Origin of the sequence: Paraphotobacterium marinum (assembly GCF_002216855.1) — a bacterium.
In the GTDB taxonomy this organism is placed as follows: Bacteria; Pseudomonadota; Gammaproteobacteria; order Enterobacterales; family Vibrionaceae; genus Paraphotobacterium; species Paraphotobacterium marinum.
Window position 1 is genome coordinate 127,482 of sequence record NZ_CP022355.1, and the last position, 18,505, is coordinate 145,986.

15 protein-coding genes and 4 pseudogenes are annotated in these 18,505 nt (G+C 30.2%); 17 read left to right on the top strand and 2 right to left on the bottom strand.

Annotated features, from left to right (window positions below):
* The first annotated feature begins 3 nt into the window (after positions 1–3).
* The gene (rnt, locus tag CF386_RS00695; RefSeq protein ID WP_089072617.1) at positions 4–603 is read left to right on the top strand and encodes a ribonuclease T; all 600 of its coding nucleotides are present in this window, start codon (positions 4–6) and stop codon (positions 601–603) included.
* Between the two features lie 11 nt (positions 604–614).
* Here the strand turns inward: rnt and grxD are convergent, their stop codons facing one another.
* Positions 615–935, bottom strand: coding sequence for a Grx4 family monothiol glutaredoxin (gene grxD, locus CF386_RS00700; RefSeq protein WP_089072618.1), 321 nt, complete (start codon positions 933–935; stop codon positions 615–617).
* A gap of 154 nt (positions 936–1,089) precedes the next feature.
* On the opposite strand from grxD, the gene CF386_RS00705 reads away from it, so the two are divergent.
* The 10 genes and pseudogenes from CF386_RS00705 to ansA all read left to right on the top strand — a co-directional run bounded on the left by CF386_RS00705 (position 1,090) and on the right by ansA (position 11,430).
* Entirely contained in the window at positions 1,090–1,674 is a 585-nt protein-coding gene (locus CF386_RS00705; RefSeq protein ID WP_089072619.1) for a superoxide dismutase, read from the top strand.
* Between the two features lie 147 nt (positions 1,675–1,821).
* On the top strand, positions 1,822–3,405 hold the full coding sequence (locus CF386_RS12900; protein WP_089072620.1) for an efflux RND transporter periplasmic adaptor subunit: 1,584 nt from the start codon (positions 1,822–1,824) through the stop codon (positions 3,403–3,405).
* 96 nt (positions 3,406–3,501) lie between these two features.
* Positions 3,502–5,316: an efflux RND transporter permease subunit gene (locus CF386_RS13240; RefSeq protein ID WP_089072621.1), complete on the top strand. Its 1,815-nt coding sequence runs from the start codon at positions 3,502–3,504 to the stop codon at positions 5,314–5,316.
* Entirely contained in the window at positions 5,304–6,611 is a 1,308-nt protein-coding gene (locus CF386_RS13245; RefSeq protein WP_089072622.1) for an efflux RND transporter permease subunit, read from the top strand. Before CF386_RS13240 ends, CF386_RS13245 begins: the two co-directional genes overlap by 13 nt.
* A 19-nt stretch (positions 6,612–6,630) precedes the next feature.
* Entirely contained in the window at positions 6,631–6,855 is a 225-nt protein-coding gene (locus CF386_RS00725; RefSeq protein WP_089072623.1) for a YejL family protein, read from the top strand.
* Positions 6,848–7,336 carry a DUF3413 domain-containing protein gene (locus CF386_RS13560; RefSeq protein ID WP_089072624.1) on the top strand — a complete coding sequence of 163 codons (489 nt, stop codon included), beginning with the start codon at positions 6,848–6,850 and terminating at the stop codon, positions 7,334–7,336. The genes CF386_RS00725 and CF386_RS13560 overlap by 8 nt, the downstream gene beginning before the upstream one ends.
* Positions 7,330–8,565 (top strand): annotated as a pseudogene (locus CF386_RS00735) (DUF3413 domain-containing protein); the annotation flags it as partial. The gene CF386_RS13560 and the pseudogene CF386_RS00735, both read left to right, overlap by 7 nt.
* Positions 8,566–8,577: 12 nt before the next feature.
* Positions 8,578–9,561 carry a S49 family peptidase gene (locus CF386_RS00740; protein ID WP_089072626.1) on the top strand — a complete coding sequence of 328 codons (984 nt, stop codon included), beginning with the start codon at positions 8,578–8,580 and terminating at the stop codon, positions 9,559–9,561.
* An 8-nt stretch (positions 9,562–9,569) separates the two neighbouring features.
* Positions 9,570–10,409, top strand: coding sequence for a signal peptide peptidase SppA (gene sppA / locus CF386_RS00745; protein WP_158522261.1), 840 nt, complete (start codon positions 9,570–9,572; stop codon positions 10,407–10,409).
* Positions 10,409–11,430: pseudogene (gene ansA / locus CF386_RS00750) on the top strand (asparaginase). Before sppA ends, ansA begins: the two are co-directional and overlap by 1 nt.
* Here ansA and CF386_RS00755 read toward each other — a convergent pair.
* Entirely contained in the window at positions 11,427–11,693 is a 267-nt protein-coding gene (locus CF386_RS00755; RefSeq protein WP_089072628.1) for a YeaC family protein, read from the bottom strand. The pseudogene ansA and the gene CF386_RS00755 sit on opposite strands and share 4 nt — an antisense overlap.
* 166 nt (positions 11,694–11,859) lie before the next feature.
* Here CF386_RS00755 and gap point away from each other — a divergent pair, with 166 nt between their 5' ends.
* From gap to CF386_RS13250, 6 genes and pseudogenes are all read left to right on the top strand, one after another.
* Positions 11,860–12,855: a type I glyceraldehyde-3-phosphate dehydrogenase gene (gene gap / locus CF386_RS00760; RefSeq protein ID WP_089072629.1), complete on the top strand. Its 996-nt coding sequence runs from the start codon at positions 11,860–11,862 to the stop codon at positions 12,853–12,855.
* Between the two features lie 285 nt (positions 12,856–13,140).
* Positions 13,141–15,074 (top strand): annotated as a pseudogene (locus CF386_RS00765) (PrkA family serine protein kinase).
* A gap of 12 nt (positions 15,075–15,086) precedes the next feature.
* Positions 15,087–16,397: pseudogene (locus CF386_RS00770) on the top strand (YeaH/YhbH family protein).
* Complete coding sequence (locus tag CF386_RS00775; protein WP_089072630.1) at positions 16,375–17,871, top strand: SpoVR family protein; 1,497 nt, start codon at positions 16,375–16,377, stop codon at positions 17,869–17,871. Before CF386_RS00770 ends, CF386_RS00775 begins: the two are co-directional and overlap by 23 nt.
* Positions 17,872–17,983: 112 nt before the next feature.
* The gene (locus tag CF386_RS13565; RefSeq protein ID WP_089072631.1) at positions 17,984–18,193 is read left to right on the top strand and encodes a disulfide bond formation protein B; all 210 of its coding nucleotides are present in this window, start codon (positions 17,984–17,986) and stop codon (positions 18,191–18,193) included.
* A gap of 8 nt (positions 18,194–18,201) precedes the next feature.
* Positions 18,202–18,504: a disulfide bond formation protein B gene (locus CF386_RS13250; RefSeq protein WP_264080465.1), complete on the top strand. Its 303-nt coding sequence runs from the start codon at positions 18,202–18,204 to the stop codon at positions 18,502–18,504.
* The last annotated feature ends 1 nt before the right edge of the window (position 18,505 follow it).

Sequence of the window (18,505 nt, forward strand, 5' to 3'; positions counted from 1 at the left end):
TTTATGATAAAAAAATTAAAAGATAGATTTCGAGGTTTTTTTCCAGTTGTTTTTGACATTGAAACAGCTGGATTTAATCCGCAAACTGATGCCGTTTTAGAAATTGCAGCCATTACCTTCAAAATGAATACAGATGGTACATTATTCCCAAACAAAAAAATTGCAAGAAATATCTTACCTTTTGAAGGTTCAAATATCGAAGAAAGTGCTCTTAAATTTTTAAAATTAGATAATCCTTTTTCAGAAAAAAGAGAAGCTTTATATGAAGTTGATGCCATTAAAGAAATCTATTCATTAATCAGAAGCGAACAAAAAGCAAACGAATGTCAAAGATCCATCCTCGTCGCACACAATGCAGCTTTCGATCAATCGTTTATAAATGCTATTAACATCAGGCATAATCTGAAAAGAATACCATTACACCCCTTCTCAACTTTTGATACAGTATCATTAGCCGGTTTAGTTTATGGCGAGACAGTTTTATCGAAAGCTTGTGAAGCCTCCGGAATTGATTACAATAAAGAAAAGGCTCATAATGCACTTTATGATGCTGAAGTTACAAGCCAATTATTTTGTAATATTGTAAATAAATTTAATATATGAAATTATTTGAACTACTCTTGCAGAGCCGCTTCTTTTAAAATTGGTTGAAGCTCTCCTTTTTGATACATTGCTAAAATGATGTCACATCCACCAATTAACTCACCATTAACCCATAACTGAGGAAATGTCGGCCATTGTGCATATTTAGGTAACTCTTGTCTAATATCAGGATTTTGAAGTATATCTACATATGCAAACTTATGTCCACAAGCCATCATAACTTGAGCTACTTGAGAAGAGAAACCACAACTTGGTAGTTTTGGGGAACCCTTCATATATAAAAGTATTGGGTTTTCAGCTATTTGTTCTTTAATCTTATCTAAAGTTTCCATTGTATTTCCTAAAATAATTATTTTTAACCATGAGTATGCTTTATATGATACTACGAAAAAAAAATTAAGCAATTTTATCAAATTATAAGTTTTATTTATAAAAAATAATGATAATATTAGACCTTAAGAATAATAAATATTACGGAGAATACTAATGTCTTTTAGTTTACCAGATCTACCTTATCAAAAAAATGCGCTAGCGCCTCACATCTCTGAAGAAACAATTAATTATCATTATGGGAAGCATCACAAGACTTACGTTGATAAGTTGAATGCTGCACTGGAGCAAAATGCGGAATTTTCTGGAAAGTCCCTAGAAGAAATCGTTAAAAATTCTTCAGGCCCAATTTTCAATAATGCAGCCCAAGTTTGGAACCATACTTTTTACTGGCATTGTTTGAGCCCAAATGGAGGCGGTAAACCAACAGGAAAAATTCAAGAACTTATCGAAAAAAACTTTGGATCCTTTGAAGCGTTTTCTGAGAAATTTACAAATAATGCCATCAATAATTTTGGTTCTGGATGGACATGGCTTGTTCAGAAAGGAGAAGATGAACTAGAAATTATTAATACTTCAAATGCAGAAACTCCTTTAACTAATGAAGATGTAAATGTTTTATTGACTGTTGATGTTTGGGAACATGCTTATTATGTTGATTACAGAAATGCTCGACCGAATTATTTAAGTGCTTTTTGGAATCTTATAAATTGGGATTTCGTAAACCAAAACCTTAAATAAATTATATTCATTTAGTTCAATTTTAACTTAAAATTGAACTAAATATGACAATAATTAGTAAGTTACATATAATATAATCATATCTTGAGTAACGGATTGACTCATTTATTCTACTTTGAACGAACAATTTATTTGGATAATACCTATATGATCTTTAGAGCTTTTAATCTAACTTTAATTATATTCACGCTTTTTCCTTTTTTAGCTTTTTCTAATGACATAAAAGTATACCCAATAACAACATATGATGTTAATACTGTTAATGTACCAGATATTACTAGTGACTCTGGAAAGCTTGAAGCTGTAAAAACAGCAGACTTATCCTTCGGTGTAGATGAGAAAATTAAGGAAATTTACTTTAAAGATGGAGATGAAGTTAAAAAAGGTGATCTATTAGCTAAATTAAATGATCAAAAAGCTTTAGCAAATTTAAATAGTTCTCAAAGTGCTTACGATACACAAAAAAGTTTATATATAAAAAAAGTTAAAACCAATAAAGCAGTACCCGGATCAATTTCTCAAACAGAATTACAAACTCAAAAAAATGATTTAGAGTTAGCTAAAGCAAACTTAGAGTCTGCTAAAGCAGAACTAAGTAATTATTATATAATCGCACCATTTGATGGTGTTTTGACTAATTTCACTCAATCAGTCGGAAGTCATATTTCAGCTAATATAACTCTTGTTAACATCGTTCAACTTGACCCGATAAGAGTCAGATATCATATTTCACAAGATTTAGTGGGTAAAGCAAGTAAAAATCAAAAAGTTGAAGTAAAAGTAACCGCTTTTCCTAATGATACATTCATTGGTCAAGTATCATATGTATCTCCACAAGTTGATGAGTCAGGTAGAGTTAAAGAACTAGCCATCATAAATAACCCTGATAAAAAATTAGCACCGGGTATGTTTGCTCAAATAACACAAACACTCGGTGAAAACTCTCCTCAAATAGTAATACCTCAACTATCTGTCGTTGCTGAGAACCAAGAAACTTATGTGTGGATAGTCAACAACAACCAAACTGTCCAAAAACGTGATGTTACTTTAGGTGAAAATTTAGATAGTGGTTTAGTTGTTATAACTAAAGGACTTAAAAAAAATGAAATTATTGTTAATACAGGAATGCAACGCCTAAATGAAAAGGCTAAAGTTAAAATACTTAAAAAATTTAATGTAGACAATTTTGTTGCAACAAAACAAAATACCCAGAATACCCAGAATACCCAGAATACCCAGAATATCCAGAATACCCAGAATACCCAGAATACCCAGAATACCCAGAATACCCAGAATACCCAGAATACCCAGAATACCCAGAATACCCAGAATACCCAGAATACCCAGAATACCCAGAATACCCAGAGTACTCAGAATACTCAGAATAACGAGAATACTCAGAATAACGAGAATACTCAGAATACTCAGAATACTCAGAATACTCAGAATACTCAGAATACTCAGAATAACGAGAATACTCAGAATACTCAGAATACTCAGAATACTCAGAATACTCAGAATACTCAGAATACTCAGAATACTCAGAATACTCAGAATACTCAGAATACTCAGAATACTCAGAATACTCAGAATACTCAGAATACTCAGAATACTCAGAATACTCAGAATACTCAGAATACTCAGAATAACGAGAATAACGAGAATAACGAGAATACTCAGAATAACGAGAATACTCAGAGTAAACAAAATAATAACAATTTAGGCGAATAAAATATTTACTTATATAATATAATCTAGTTTATTTGTAACCTATGCCTAAAGTATGTTTCCTGAGAAATTAATATTAATTAGAAATTAGAGAGCTGTATGAAGTTACCTGAAATTTGTATAAAACACCCTGTATTTGCAACAGTACTAAGTTTATTAATACTACTAGTTGGTGTGTTTTCATATAACAAGCTAGAAACAAATCTCTATCCATCATACAATACTAAATCAGCAACTGTTTCAGCTAGTATTTCTGGAGCAAGTGCAAAATACTTATCTGACAATGTAGCGGTGCCTCTTATTAATGCAGCCAAATCTCTACCAGATATAAAGAATTTAGTATCTGATTGCCAACAAGGTTCTTGTAAACTAACAATTAATTTTAAAGATTCTGTTGATTATGTTAGCGTCATAAATAAGCTTAGATCCAACATTGATGCTCAAATGGATAACATGCCTTCAACGTTGATTGACAAGCCTACTGTATCAGATGATACGGGAAGTTCAGGTAGTCAGCCAGATTATTACATTCAAATTAATTATGATCCACAAAAATATAAACCATCTCAAGTTAAAGACTATCTTAATAATAATATAAGAAATGAGCTTTTAAGAATAGATGGTGTTGGGGCCCTATGGATTCAAGGAGCAGACGATAACAATGCTAGAGTTTGGCTTAACCCCAATAAAATGTCTGATTTAAATGTTACCCCCGGAGATGTCACTTTAGCATTGCAAACTGCTACTACGGATGTCAATGCAGGAAAAATATATGGTAAAGATAGATCTTATGCTATTGTCCCAGAAAATACAGTCGATAACATTAATGCCATAAAAAACTTAACTATAAAAATTGATGATAATAAAAATCCTATTAGAATTAACGATGTTGCTGATGTAGCCTTAGCCCCTTCTTCAAATATCCCACAAATAATGAGAACCAACGGGAAAAGAACTCTGTTAATGCAAATTCTTCATAGAGATTCAGCTAACCCAATCAAAGTAGGACATGATATTGACAAATTTGTAAATGTCACATTAAAAAAACAACTTCCTGACGGTATAAGTGCTCAGTTAATATATAATCAAGGAACATATATAAATAAAATTATAAATAAGTCCTATGAAACTTTAATTGTTGCCATTATTTTAGTTGCCGCAATTATATATATATTTATGGGCTCATTGCGAATTTCTATTATACCAATAATAACTATACCCGTTTGTATCATTGGAACTTTTGCATTTATGGAACTAATGGGGTTCTCCATAAATATTCTATCCTTGCTAGCGATTATATTAGCTATTGGACTTGTAGTTGATGATGCAATTGTAGTAGTTGAGAACTGTTTTAGATATAAAGAAAGAGGACTAAGTGCTTATGAATCAGCAATAAAAGGTTCAAACGAAATAATTTTACCAATTGTTTCAATGACACTAACTCTAGCTATAGTTTTCATTCCAATTGCAATTACAGAAGGTATTAGTGCCGCTTTATTTAAACAATTCGCTTTTACTCTGGCATTTTCTGTAATTATATCTGGCTTTATTGCACTCACTTTGTCGCCAATGATGTGTTCAAAACTTCTTACAGTTAACAGCCAATCTAATTGGTACAAAAAGTTTAATGTTCAGTTTGAAAATTTAACCAAACAATATGTTGCTTTATTAAAAAAATGTATTGATAAGTTCAAAATATCATTCACCGGAATGATTGTAATATTCATATTAGGAGTAATTGTTTATCATTATATGCCAAAACAACTTCTTCCTACTGAGGATCTTGGCGTAATTTATTCAAGTGCAATCACACCTCCATCAGGAGCTGGTCGAAACTATAATTTAAAATACAGCCCTCAATTAGAAAATTTAATCAAAAAAATAAAAACATTGAAACTAACATGCTTTTTTTAAAAGATGGAAATGATCCAATTACGCAAACATTTCTAAAACCATGGGGTACACGCAAAACTAATGCAGATAAAATTGTAAGTGAGCTTAATAATTCTGCAAATAATCTAGCAGCGTATGATGCGAGCTTTAAAGTACAAAACATGTCTGGTTTATCTTATGAAACAGGACTTAAGCTTGAAATAACTACGATATCTAGGAACCTAGAACATTTGAGAGATGCTTCAGAAAAAATAGTTGATGAGTTAAAAAAATTTCCTGGCTTAACTAATGTTAAAAGTTCATCAACAGCAGATCAACTAGAATATAAGCTTGCAATTAACCATGACAAACTTTCATTATCTGGCGTTACTTATGATGAGTTTTCATCAGCTATTAATACTTTTTTAGGTTCCACCAAGGCCGGGTTTATGAAAGATAAAAACAATAACCAATATAACATCAAAGTGCAAATTGATAAAAATAATCTCGATAATATAGATGTGCTTAATAAGATTTATGTTAACGCTTATGGAAATCCAATTCCTGTATCTCAGTTTGTCAGTTTAACACAAAATACCGAAAGTAAACATCAATTTAACTTTAATGGATTGGATGCTACTCAAATAACCGCGGATATTGATGCTAACTACAGTCCATCTCAAATCAAAAGATATATCGAAGAAAATATTCCAAGATATTTGAATAAAGATGAGACATTTGAATTTAACGGTGCAATTAAACAACTTGATGAATCTCAGCAATCTACAGTTATTGTTTTTGTTCTAGCAATCATTTTAATTTATCTAATTCTATCAGCACAATTTGAAAATTTTATTGACCCTTTAATTATACTATTCACGGTACCATTAACACTTGTAAGCGGCATCATAGCTCTATGGATAGGTGGTTTTACATTAAATGTATATTCTAATATAGGGCTTTTAACTTTAGTTGGTTTGATTACAAAACATGGTATTTTGTTAGTTCAATTTGCTAATTCAGAACAAAAAAAAGGAAAAACAGCAAAAGAAGCTGCAATAAATAGCGGTACACAAAGATTAAGACCAATTATAATGACATCTATAACAATGATTCTCGGAGCTATTCCACTTTCGTTATCATCAGGACCAGGTTCATTAGGTCAAATAAATATAGGTGTTGTTTTAGTATTTGGATTGTTTATTGGAACTTTTTTTTCTCTCTTTATAGTTCCAACAACATACTTAGCTTTAGATAAGATAAAAAAAATTGATGTTTTAATTGATATATTTAAAAATAAAATTGTATGTAAAATAAAATATTATAAAATTAAATAAATAGTTATTGGAGATTAAGATGCCGCAAAAGTCAAAATATCAAACTAATACGGTAGAAAAAATTATGGATGATATTTTATCTGTTTTAGAAAAACATAATTCACCAACGGATCTTTCATTAATGGTTCTAGGTAACATTATTACCTCATTACTTGATGAATACCCTTATGCACAAAAAGAAGCATTAACCAAATCATTTTCCAAGGCACTTTATCAATCCATACAAGAAAAGAATAATGAATAAAAACATATCACATTCAAATCAAATTTCTTTCCTAATTAATTGGGGTCACAGATATACAGCTTTTAATATAATATATTCCCTTTTAATTGCATTACTTTATTTTTATGCCAATCCATTACCTAACACTAGTATTGGAATAATTTATTTCTTTGTTTCTTGGCTGGGATATTTTAGTTTTTTTTGTTTTTTATTTTACATAATTTTTGTTTTCCCATTTACATTCGTAATAAAGTATTCGAGAGTTTTCAGAATTTATACTATTTTTATTTCATCTTTAGCTCTTACCTTTCAATTTGTAGACGTTAATTACTTTAACCTTTACAAAGAACACTTCTCTTTATTTACAATGTTTCAGGAACCCAATAATACTATAAGTATTCATTATCTTCTTATCTTTCCAATTCTAATAATTATCAATACGTTAACATCTCAATGGTTATGGAATAAAACTAAAATAAAAACAAAAAAAATAGAAAACTAACCTTTTCTATTTTCATGTTTTTATTATCTTGCTTTTTAATAAGTAATATTATTTTTGCCTGGGCTGATGCAACGTTAGAAAAATCAGTAACAATGCAAAGAAATAGTTTTCCATTAGCAGCACCTCTTACAGCAAAAGATCTATTAATTAAATCAGGTTTTTTAAAAGAAAATCAATATAAACTTTCCAAACTATATGAAAAACACGTTGAGAAAGTATCCAAAATATCAAATTTCAAATACCCAAAAAACAACATAACTTATTCACCGAAGGGTAACAATTTAAATATTCTTTTATTAGATATAAGAGGCCTTAACAATAAAGATTTAGCTGATATACATCAATACCCTTACCTAAGCCTATTTTCTAAAGAAAACATGTTTTTCAAAAACACTTATGTTGCTTCAAACAATTTACAAAAATCAATCTTTAGTTTATTTTATGGTTTAACACCAAATTACTATAGTGAAATTGATAACTCAAAAATACAGTCTGTGTTATTTGATACATTAAAAAAATTTAATTACAAAATAAACTTCTTTCTTTCAAGCCCTAGTAAAGCAGATGATTATTATAGAATTATTTTAAATAATAAAAATATAAAGTCATTTCATGTAAAAACAGACTCAGAAAATCCATCTACATATACTGATGTTATTAAGTGGTTAGACAGTAACGATAGTTCATCTTCACCATGGTTTACTTACATTTCATTTGAATTTAAAAGTGATATTGATTCAAAATTTCAACAAATACTTAATAGACTAGATTTACAAAAAACAATTGTAATAGTTACCAATTCTGATGTGCCATTTGTAAATGATAGTACCAATATTGATAATTTAAAAACACCATTGACAATTCATTGGCCAGGTATTCATGATACAAAGTTTACTTTCAGAGATTCAAATTTATATAGTATTACGCCTACTATTCTCTCAAAATTATTCGAGATAACAAATCCACTAAGTTCATTTTCATCTGGATGCGATTTATTCGATAGTTGCACAAATAATTATCCAATTTTCACGGCTAGTACAAGTAATATATATCTAATCTTTAAAGATAAATTTATTATGTTGGATGAAAAGGCTAATTATTATGCATTTGATAAGAACTCATATCTAAACGTTCAAGAAACTGAAAATCCTGACTTTGATCTTCTTGATGTTTCTTTCGATAAATATAATAGTTTTTTTAAAAAGATTAATAATCAAAATGACAAATAAGATGAAATTTACATGAAAATATTTACAATTATCAATAATGTTTTTAGATTATTCTGGAATACATTAAATATTACAAGGCAAATAGTTTTAAATATAATATTTATAATATTTATTTTTAGCATTGTATACCTTTTATATGTTAATAAACATAGTAAAAGCTCTCAACAAATTATTGAACCTCGCCCTTTGTTACTTAATCTAAATGGGCCAATCGTAGAGCAGCAAGAAAAACAATCTATTTTCAATCATTTCTTAAGAAGAATAAGCAGTAATAATTATTCCAATGTAAATTTATTTACCTTAACTAAAGTTATCAAAGTAGCTTCAAAGGACAAAAATATTAATGGCTTAATCTTAAATCTTAAAAATCTTCCTGAAACATCTATAACTCAATTATCATACATTGGTGAGGCACTTAAAGATTTCAAAAAATCTGGAAAACCAATCTACGCTATTGGAGATTATTACAATCAAAGCCAATATTATCTTGCATCATATGCAAGTAAAATTTTCCTTTCGGAAGATGGTGCTATTTTATTAAAAGGTTATTCTATTAATAATCTTTACTTTAAAAATTTACTTGAAAAATTAAAAATTGACGTTCATGTTTTTCGTGTTGGCAAATATAAATCTGCTATTGAACCCTTTACCAGAGAAAGTATGTCCAATGAAGCAAAAATAGAAAACAAACAAATTGTTGATCAATTATGGGTAAGTTATTTAAAAGTTATATCTCAAAACAGAAATATAAATTTATCGCCAAAAGATTTTGATATTGATAACCTTTTATCGAAATTAAAAAATAATGATGGCGATCTCTCAAGATTGTTTTTAAAAGAAAAACTTGTTGATCAACTTGTAACTATTCCTGAGTTAAAATCAATTTTAATAAACAAATTTGGTAAAAGCGATGATAAATATAAACATGTAACTTACGAAAACTACCGAAATGAAGTTTATCAAAATTATATCCAAACTATGGTAACCCCAACATAGCAGTCGTCGTGGCTGAGGGAGAAATTGTTGATAATGATAACATCCCAAATACAATTAATGCTAAGGATCTCATTTCTAGGTTAGAAACAATAAAGACTATACCTTCAATAAAATCGGTTGTTATTAGAGTCAATAGCCCTGGAGGTAGCGCATTTGCATCAGCTAATATAAGAGATGAAATTCTTCAACTTAAAGCAGCAGGTAAAAAAGTAATTATTTCAATGTCATCTTATGCAGCTTCGGGAGGGTATTGGATTTCAATGAGCGCAGATAAAATTATAGCAAATGCAAATACACTAACAGGTTCTATTGGCATTTTTGCAATATATCCAACCTTTAAGAATTCTTTAAAAGAAATCGGAATTGATTCTGATGGATATTACACAACACCAATTTCTAAAATGAGTCAAACTCAAAACCTAAGTCCAAAAATGAGCGAATTTATACAAATAAACGTTGACCATGGTTATAAAAAGTTTATTCAACTAGTATCAAAATCTAGAAAAATTCCATTAAACCAAGTTCAGAAAATTGCTCAAGGTAGAGTCTGGACTGGCGAGGATGCACTTAAAGTTGGACTGGTTGATCAATTAGGTGATTTTGATGAAGCTATACAGGAGGCTAAAGCTTTATCAAAATTAAAAACAGCAAAAATACTTTGGATGCAAAAAAGCGATAATACAAACATATCCAACTCCTTGGGTATGTTTGTAATGGATAGCATAGGTGTTTCTACCAAAATTAAAAATTTAGTGAATACCAATCTAATACTACAACCATTATTAAGTCTCCAAGATCCCAAAGGACAATATGCACTGTGTATTCAATGTGATGGGTTATATCAGTAATGAAAAAAAATAAGAAAAAAATATATATATGTTACACAGGCGGAACTATTGGGATGGTAAGATCTCCCAATGGCTACGTCCCTGCGAAGAACTACATGCATGAACAATTATTAAAAATACCAGAACTTCATCGTGATGAAATGCCATCTTTTACTTTAAATGAATATGAGCCTTTAATTGATTCTTCAAATATGAACCCAAATGATTGGGTTAGAATTGCCAATGATATCTATAAAAACTACGAAATGTATGATGGTTTTGTGATACTTCACGGAACGGATACTATGGCATATACATCTTCAGCATTATCATTTATTTTTGAAAATCTAAACAAACCAATTATCGTTACGGGTTCTCAAATCCCTTTATGTGAAATTAGATCTGATGCCCATAATAACCTCTTGACGTCATTATTCTTAGCTGCAAATTATCCAGTAAATGAAGTAAGTTTATTTTTTAATAATAAATTATTAAGGGGAAATCGAGCAAAAAAATACATGCTGATGGTTTTGATGCTTTCGAGTCCCCAAACTTACCACCCCTAATTCATGCTGGCATCAATATTAAAGTAAATAAAAGCCTGATTGATTTACCCAAGAAAAGAAATGTTCCCGTTAAAATAAACACCTTGTATACACAACCAATTGGAGTAGTAACATTTTATCCAGGAATTTCTACTCAAGTGATCAAAAATACAATTTTACAACCTGTCAAAGCACTAATCATTCAAACATTTGGTGTAGGCAATGCACCTCAGGAGCCTTCTTTTATTCAGTTACTTAAAGAAGCAAATGAAAACAAAATTTTAATCTTAAATATTACTCAATGCTTATCAGGGAAAGTAAATATGGATGGGTATGCTACAGGAAAAGAGCTTCAAAATGTTGGGGTAACTAGTGGTTATGATATAACTCTAGAAGCTGCATTAACAAAATTACATTTAATATTAAGCCTCCCCATCAGTTTTGATGAACGAAAGATGCTACTTGCTCAAAACTTAAAAGGTGAAATAACTTACTAAATTTTTTTTGTTTGAATAATATCTTCGAACTCAGCTTTGAACTCTGCCCTACTTTTGTGTTTTATTTCTCCATTTTCTTGAATGGAGAGATGTTCATTTTGTTTGCCCTTTTTTGCTTGGTAAAGCATAATTAATTGCATCGAAGATGAAACTTGCGCTTCCGTTAGCTTTATTCCGTTTGACCACTTGCCCGTTTCGACAGCTTCTAAAAGAAGTTCATATACCTCTGCTGTTAATTCTGTATTGATTTTTGAAAAGTTCATAAACATACCCGGTTGTAAAAAAATTGTAATTATAACTTAGATTAAATGAACAAACATAGAATATATATATAATCATAACATTTTTCAATTTTTACTTGAAGTTATTACCAATAAAAGGTAATTTACGATTGATTATTAAATTTTTAAATTATATTGGAGTTTTATAATGACTGTAAAAGTTGGAATTAATGGTTTTGGTAGGATTGGCCGTTTTGTTTTTAGAGCATCAGTAGAAAGAACTGATATTGAAGTTGTTGGAATCAATGATCTCATCGACGTCGAGTATATGGCTTACATGCTAAAATATGATTCAACTCACGGTAGATTTAAAGGTACAGTTGAAGTTGAAAATGGCAATTTAGTTGTAAATGGCAAGGTTGTTCGTGTGACGGCTGAAAAAAATCCAGCTGATCTAAAATGGGATGCAGTTAACGCTGATGTGGTTGTTGAATCTACAGGTCTATTTTTAACAGAAGAAACTGCAAATAAACACATTTTAGCTGGTGCAAAAAAAGTTGTAATGTCTGCACCTTCCAAAGATCATACTCCTATGTTTGTGATGGGAGTTAATCACGAATCATACAAAGGTGAGACTATTGTATCTAATGCATCATGCACTACGAACTGTCTTGCACCTATAGCTAAAGTTTTAAATGACACTTGGGGCATCAAAGATGGTCTTATGACAACAGTTCATGCCGTAACTGCAACACAAAAAACTGTTGATGGTCCTTCAGTTAAAGATTGGAGAGGTGGACGTGGTGCTTCTCAAAACATTATTCCATCATCAACTGGTGCCGCTAAAGCTGTAGGTAAAGTTATTCCTGAATTAAATGGTAAATTAACTGGAATGTCATTTAGAGTACCAACTCCTGATGTTTCTGTTGTTGATCTTACTGTAAATCTTGAAAAACCAGCATCGTATGGTGAAATTTGTGAAGCAATGAAACAAGCATCCGAAAATGAACTTAAAGGTATTTTAGGTTATACCGAAGATGATGTCGTATCTAATGATTTCATAGGTGAAACTTGTACTTCTGTTTTTGATGCTAAAGCTGGTATAGCTTTAACTGATAATTTTGTGAAAGTTGTATCATGGTATGATAACGAAATTGGCTATTCTAATAAAGTTCTTGATTTAGTTTCTTATATTTCTAAATAATCATCCCTTTATTCTTATAATATTACAAAAGCAAAAATCAAATTGATTTTTGCTTTTTTCACTTCTCAATATTTACACTCAAATCAAGTCATATGTGATTAACGTCTTAAATATACAATTATCCCTCTTGTCTTATAGTTTATAGTATACGTATATTAACAATGAAGGCTTATTAACATAATTTTACTTATGTGCTTTGGAAACGAATTGTTCATATATTTGCTAAAATTAATATTATAAAGGGATTTTTCGTCATTCATGAGCAAATAATCTACAGGAGTTAGTATGAGTATTTTTGAGCACTACCAAAAAAGGTTTGAACTTTCTAAGCAGGAAGAAATATCTATACAAGAATTTTTAGAAATTTGTAAAAATGACAAATCTGCCTACGTAAATGCTGCTGAGCGATTGTTAATGGCAATAGGAGAGCCTGAATTAATAGATACAGCCAAAGATCCTAGGCTAAGTCGTTTATTTTCGAATAGAATTATTCAGCAATATGATACATTCAAAGATTTTTATGGGATGGAAGAAGCCATAGAGCAAATAGTATCATACCTGAAGCATGCTGCTCAGGGATTAGAGGAAAGAAAACAAATCTTATATTTATTGGGCCCAGTAGGTGGAGGAAAGTCATCACTTGCAGAAAAGCTAAAATCTTTAATGGAAAAAAAACCTATATATATTTTATCAGCAAATGGAAAAAGAAGTCCTGTTAATGACCATCCTTTTTGTCTATTCAATGCTGATGAAGACAGTAAAATTTTATCTGATGAATATAATATCCCTAAAAGGTATCTTAATAACATTATGTCTCCTTGGGCCTCTAAAAGATTACATGAATTTGGTGGAGATATAAGTAAATTTAAGGTTATAAAAGTAACTCCTTCTATTCTGGATCAAGTTGGGGTAGCCAAAACTGAACCTGGAGATGAAAATAATCAAGATATTTCATCTCTAGTGGGAAAAGTTGATATCAGACAACTTGAACATTATGCGCAAGATGATCCGGATGCCTATAGTTACTCAGGAGCTTTATGTAAAGGTAACCAGGGATTAATGGAGTTTGTCGAAATGTTCAAAGCTCCTATAAAAGTTCTCCATCCATTACTGACTGCAACGCAAGAAGGTAATTATAATGGGACAGAAGGTTTATCAGCCCTTCCATTTGATGGTATTATTTTAGCTCACTCAAATGAATCAGAGTGGAAAACATTTAGAAATAATAAAAATAATGAGGCATTTTTAGATAGAGTCTATATAGTTAAAGTTCCTTATTGTTTGAGAGTTTCAGAAGAAGTTAAAATTTATGAAAAACTATTAAAAAATAGTAAACTAGAACATGCACCCTGCTCCCCAAGTACATTAGATGTTTTATCTCAATTTAGTATTCTATCTCGCTTGAAAGAACCTGAAAACTCTAGCATATATTCTAAAATGAGAGTATATGATGGTGAGACATTGAAAGACACCGACCCTAAAGCTAAATCCTACCAAGAATATAAAGATTATGCTGGTGTAGATGAAGGTATGAGTGGACTTTCAACTAGATTTGCTTTTAAAATTTTATCCAGAGTTTTCAATTTTGATCACTCAGAAGTGGCTGCAAATCCTGTTCATTTGTTTTATGTTTTAGAACAACAAATAGAGCGAGAACAATTTCCTAAAGAGCAATCTGAAAAATATTTGGAGTTTTTGAAGGGATACTTAATACCTAAATATGTTGAGTTCATTGGAAAAGAGATTCAAACAGCTTATCTAGAGTCTTATTCTGAATATGGTCAAAATATTTTGATAGATATGTGATTTACGCTGATTTTTGGATACAAGATCAGGAATACAGAGATCCTGAAACAGGTCAATTGTTCGATAGATCTGCTTTAAATAATGAATTAGAAAAAATAGAAAAGCCTGCAGGAATAAGTAATCCTAAAGACTTTAGAAATGAAATAGTAAATTTTGTATTACGTGCGCGTGCAAGTAATTCAGGTAAAAATCCAAATTGGACTAGCTATGAAAAATTAAGAACTGTAATTGAGAAAAAAATGTTTTCTAATACCGAGGAGTTATTACCAGTAATATCTTTTAATGCTAAAACTTCAACAGATGAACAAAAGAAACATGATGATTTTGTTGATAGAATGATGGAAAAGGGATATACACGAAAACAAGTAAGATTGTTGTCGGAATGGTATCTTCGAGTTAGAAAATCTTCTTAATAAGGAGTTTTTATGACAAATCTTATTGATCGAAGACTTAATGGTAAAAATAAGAGTACTGTTAATAGAAGGCGTTTTATACAACGCCATCGAGAACAAATAAAAGATTCTTTAGAAAAGTCTGTAAACAACCGCTCTGTAACAGATTTAGAGAATGGGGAAAATATAGAGATTCCTTCTAAGAATATAGATGAACCTATGTTTCATGTTGGTAGTGGTGGTAGCCGAAACATTATACATCCAGGTAATGACCAATTTATTACGGGAGATAAAATAGAAAGACCACAAAACTCATCTCCTTCTAATGGAGAAGATCAAGCCAGTAAGGATGGTAATGGGAATGATAACTTTAAATTTCATATTTCCAAAGAAGAATATCTTGATTTAATATTTGAAGATTTAGAGCTTCCAAACCTAAAAATGAATAATTATAACAAAATAGTAAAATGGAAATCTTCCCGTGCTGGGTACAAAGTTACTGGAGTCCCAACTAATATAGATGTAGTCAAGTCGCTAGAGAAATCCTTTGCAAGAAGAACTGCAATGAATGCTTCAAAAAAGACCGAACTAAAAAATTAAAAGAGGAACTCTTATTACTTGAAAATCAAAATATCCCAGACTTAATTGAACAAAAAAATTATTACAGCAAATAACAAACCTTAAACAAAAAATTTCACAAACTCCCTTTTTAGATACTGTTGATTTAAGGTTTAGAAATTATGAAAAACGCCCTATTCCATCAAGCAAAGCAGTTATGTTTTGTCTTATGGATGTATCAGGATCAATGGATCAAGCAACTAAAGATATTGCTAAAAGGTTTTATATTCTATTGTATCTTTTCCTAAAAAAAACATATAAAAATGTTGAGGTAATATATATCAGACACCATACACAGGCAAAGGAAGTTGATGAACATGAATTTTTTTATTCCCAAGAAACTGGAGGGACAATAGTTTCAAGCTCATTGAAGTTAATGGTTGATATAATGAAAAAAAGATATAGTTCATCTGATTGGAATATATACGCCGCACAGGCTTCAGATGGTGACAACTGGGCTGATGATTCTCCCCATTGTAGAAGTGAGCTAACAGAGAAAATACTACCATTTACTAGATATTATACATATATTGAAATTACTAGAAGAGCACATCAAACGCTCTGGAGAGAATATGAAATTATAAACAAAACCTTTAATAATTTTGCTATGAAAATATTCAAAAGTCCGAAGATATTTATCCTGTTTTTAGAGAACTATTTAAAAACAATTACCAACAAACTAAATTTTATTTGGAAATTATTTATGGAAAAATACTCAAAACTTAGCGATGGTCCAGATTGGACGTTTGATTTAATCAAAGAATATCAAAAACAAATAGACCGAGTAGCAAAGATTTATAAATTAGAAACTTACGATAATCAAATAGAAATAATTACTGCTGAACAAATGATGGATGCCTATTCTAGTATTGGAATGCCAATTAATTATAATCACTGGTCATTCGGCAAAAAGTTTATTGAGACTGAACAGGGATACAAGCATGGACAAATGGGACTTGCATATGAAATAGTAATTAATTCTGATCCCTGTATAGCTTATTTAATGGAAGAAAATACAATAACCATGCAAGCACTAGTTATTGCACATGCCTGCTATGGACATAATTCTTTTTTTAAAAATAATTACCTTTTCAAATCATGGACTGATGCAAGTAGTATTGTTGATTATTTACTTTTTGCAAAAAACTATATAAATGAATGTGAAGAAAAGTATGGTGTGGTTGCTGTTGAAGAAATTATAGACTCATGTCATGCACTAATGAATTATGGAGTAGATAGATATCAAAGACCAGATAAGCTTTCTCTTAATGAAGAAAAAGCAAGACAAAAAGATCGTGAAGACTATCTTCAGACTCAAGTAAACTCCCTATGGAGAACATTACCTCAAAATAAATCAAACTTTAGTTATCAAGAAAAATCTTTTCCTGAAGAGCCTCAAGAAAATATTTTATACTTTATTGAAAAAAATGCGCCTATTCTTGAATCTTGGCAAAGGGAAATTATTAGAATTATAAGAAAAATAAGCCAATACTTTTATCCACAAAAGCAAACTCAGGTTATGAATGAAGGATGGGCTTCCTTTTGGCATTATACTCTATTGAATCATCTATATGATGACAAAATAGTCAGTGATAAATTTATTTTAGAATTTCTCCATAGTCATACCAATGTAGTATCACAACCAAGCTATAATAGCCCTTACTATAATGGCATAAATCCATACGCTTTAGGGTTTTCCATGTTTAAGGATATTAAAAGAATATGCGAAAATCCCACTGATGAAGATAAGTTATGGTTTCCTGATTTAATTGGCTCCAATTGGCTAGATTCGCTTCATTTTGCTATGCGAAACTTCAAAGATGAAAGCTTTATAAGTCAATATCTTTCCCCTAAAGTAATGAGAGATTTTAAATTTTTTTCAATAAACGATGATGAAAAAAACAACTTTATTGAAATTAACGCAATACATAATGAAGAGGGTTACAAAATTATAAGAGAAAACTTATCACAGCAATATAATTTAAGTTCACTTGAACCTAATATACAAGTATCTAAAGTAAATTTAAAAGGTGACAGATCGCTGACTTTACAATATGTACCTCAAAATCAAATCCCTCTTCATAAAAGTTATAAAGAGGTCTTAAAACATGTCCATAGACTTTGGGGTTTTGATGTTATCCTTGAAGAATTACTTCCAAATGGGTCTTACAAAATATTAGATACATGTCCTACTCGCTGAGACCGATAATTTTTCAAAAAGCAGAATATGGAATTTTTGAGAAATAATATACTTGCATTTTAATTAATTACAGTTAAAATGCACAATAATAGTTTCAAACCCATTCCTATACATGCCGAATTCATTAAATAAACTAATTAAAAATAGGCTATTTTGGCTAGTCTTGTTTTCAATATCTCTACTTTCTATTCTATTTGCTATATTTCTACAAAATTTTAAATTAATTTATCCATGCCTCTATTGTGTTTATGAACGAGTCGCTGTTATTGGAATAGCTCTAATTACCTTTACTCTAATTTTTTTAGTAAGACAAAAAAAATAAACTTTTTATTGATGTTAGTTTTACTCATTACTGCTACGAAAGGTGCTTTGCTTAATATTGAACATATACAGCTTGAATTACACCCTCCACTATTCTCTGCTTGTTCACAAGAAACAAATTATTTTCCAAAAAGTTTCCCTCTTAATGAATGGTTCCCATCCTTATTTAAAAGTTATGGTGATTGTTCAATGGTAAAGTGGAGCTTTTTCAATATTCCTCTAACTCACTGGTTACTCTTATTTTTTATACTTTATATTTTAGTGAGTATTGTGGGTTTAATATCATTAATATTAGATAATAAAAAACGATAAG

Coding starts and splice junctions, on each gene's coding strand:
- rnt (WP_089072617.1), top strand. CDS start 4: ATGATAAAAAAATTAAAAGATAGATTTCGAGGTTTTTTTCCAGTTGTT.
- grxD (WP_089072618.1), bottom strand. CDS start 935: ATGGAAACTTTAGATAAGATTAAAGAACAAATAGCTGAAAACCCAATA.
- CF386_RS00705 (WP_089072619.1), top strand. CDS start 1,090: ATGTCTTTTAGTTTACCAGATCTACCTTATCAAAAAAATGCGCTAGCG.
- CF386_RS12900 (WP_089072620.1), top strand. CDS start 1,822: ATGATCTTTAGAGCTTTTAATCTAACTTTAATTATATTCACGCTTTTT.
- CF386_RS13240 (WP_089072621.1), top strand. CDS start 3,502: ATGAAGTTACCTGAAATTTGTATAAAACACCCTGTATTTGCAACAGTA.
- CF386_RS13245 (WP_089072622.1), top strand. CDS start 5,304: ATGCTTTTTTTAAAAGATGGAAATGATCCAATTACGCAAACATTTCTA.
- CF386_RS00725 (WP_089072623.1), top strand. CDS start 6,631: ATGCCGCAAAAGTCAAAATATCAAACTAATACGGTAGAAAAAATTATG.
- CF386_RS13560 (WP_089072624.1), top strand. CDS start 6,848: ATGAATAAAAACATATCACATTCAAATCAAATTTCTTTCCTAATTAAT.
- CF386_RS00740 (WP_089072626.1), top strand. CDS start 8,578: ATGAAAATATTTACAATTATCAATAATGTTTTTAGATTATTCTGGAAT.
- CF386_RS00755 (WP_089072628.1), bottom strand. CDS start 11,693: ATGAACTTTTCAAAAATCAATACAGAATTAACAGCAGAGGTATATGAA.
- gap (WP_089072629.1), top strand. CDS start 11,860: ATGACTGTAAAAGTTGGAATTAATGGTTTTGGTAGGATTGGCCGTTTT.
- CF386_RS00775 (WP_089072630.1), top strand. CDS start 16,375: ATGGAAAAATACTCAAAACTTAGCGATGGTCCAGATTGGACGTTTGAT.
- CF386_RS13565 (WP_089072631.1), top strand. CDS start 17,984: ATGCCGAATTCATTAAATAAACTAATTAAAAATAGGCTATTTTGGCTA.